We start from the raw sequence: 1,113 nt of genomic DNA, 5'->3' as shown, positions 1-1,113 counted from the left end.
GGCCGTCGGCGAACCGCAAGCGGTGATGCTCGAGATGCTCGACATCACCTGCCCGGAACTGCCAGCGGACAAGCCGCGCTATCTGATGGGTGTCGGCACGCCCGACGATATCCTGAAATCGGTGGCGCGCGGCATCGACATGTTCGACTGCGTGATGCCGACACGGGCCGGCCGCCACGGCCTTGCCTATACAAGGCGCGGCAAGGTCAATCTGCGCAACGCCCGCCATGCCGACGATCCACGGCCGCTCGACGAGGAAAGCGACTGCCCGGCCGCCCGGGACTACTCACGCGCCTATCTGCATCATCTGGTGCGCTCGCAAGAAGCGCTCGGTGCTATGCTTTTGACCTGGAACAACCTTTCTTACTATCAAAAGCTGATGCAGGACATCCGCGCTGCGATCGAGACCGGCGCCTTCGAGGCGCGCGGCGCGGAAATCACCGAGGGCTGGGCGAGGGGCGATATCCCGTTGCTGTGAGGCCTCAAGTGCTGAGCGAATTCGAGGCGCGCAGGCTGCAGCCGGTGATCTGGAACGTGCCATCGGGCTGTTGCTGCAACGTGTAGACCGCCTCGTAATCCTTGCCGTCGGGGCCGACGATCAGCACCTGCTGGACGATCGAACCCGGAGCGGTCTCCTCGACCTTGCCGAAGGAATAGGTCCGCGGCTTGCGCACCGGCGGATAGCCGTTGGTCACCATGTTCATGAAGGCATCGACGGTCGGGAAGATCCGCTTCACATTCGGGGCGGCGAAGCTGTAGGCGGTGGCGCCGTCATTGGCGATGAGGGCCTTTAGCTGACTGTCGATGACGGACTGGCCCGCCTTGATCTCGGCATCGCCGGCCAATACCGACGACGCGAAGAGGAATGGAACGACTGCGATTGCGAAAAAGGCGCGGCGCATGGCCTGTCTCCGTTATCCCGCGAAATATCTTCCCTCGAAATGCTGCTGTCCGAAGACACATCATAACATACGCTTCGCAGCGCATCGCGGTTTCAGCGATTGCGAATATTCACTGGCGATCGGTGACAAGTTCCACGCCAGTGGCGGAGTTGCAGCAGGCGGTAGCCTAGGCCCGAGCCGGCTGAGCATTCATTCCAGGGCTTGAAAGCCC

General features: G+C 62.3%; 2 protein-coding genes. One reads left to right on the top strand and one right to left on the bottom strand.

The window, feature by feature from the left end; all coding sequences use genetic code 11:
• The coding region (locus EN893_RS35105) for a tRNA guanosine(34) transglycosylase Tgt (protein ID WP_128362218.1) at positions 1–478 on the top strand (478 nt) is incomplete at its 5' end.
• Between the two features lie 4 nt (positions 479–482).
• On the opposite strand, the gene EN893_RS35100 is transcribed toward EN893_RS35105, so the two are convergent.
• The gene (locus EN893_RS35100) at positions 483–902 is read right to left on the bottom strand and encodes a DUF4864 domain-containing protein (protein ID WP_127269463.1); all 420 of its coding nucleotides are present in this window, start codon (positions 900–902) and stop codon (positions 483–485) included.
• Between the last annotated feature and the right edge of the window lie 211 nt (positions 903–1,113).

The organism is Mesorhizobium sp. M7A.F.Ca.CA.004.04.2.1, from assembly GCF_004022825.1.
GTDB lineage: Bacteria > Pseudomonadota > Alphaproteobacteria > Rhizobiales > Rhizobiaceae > Mesorhizobium.
This window is presented reverse-complemented; position numbering and strand designations above follow the sequence as displayed.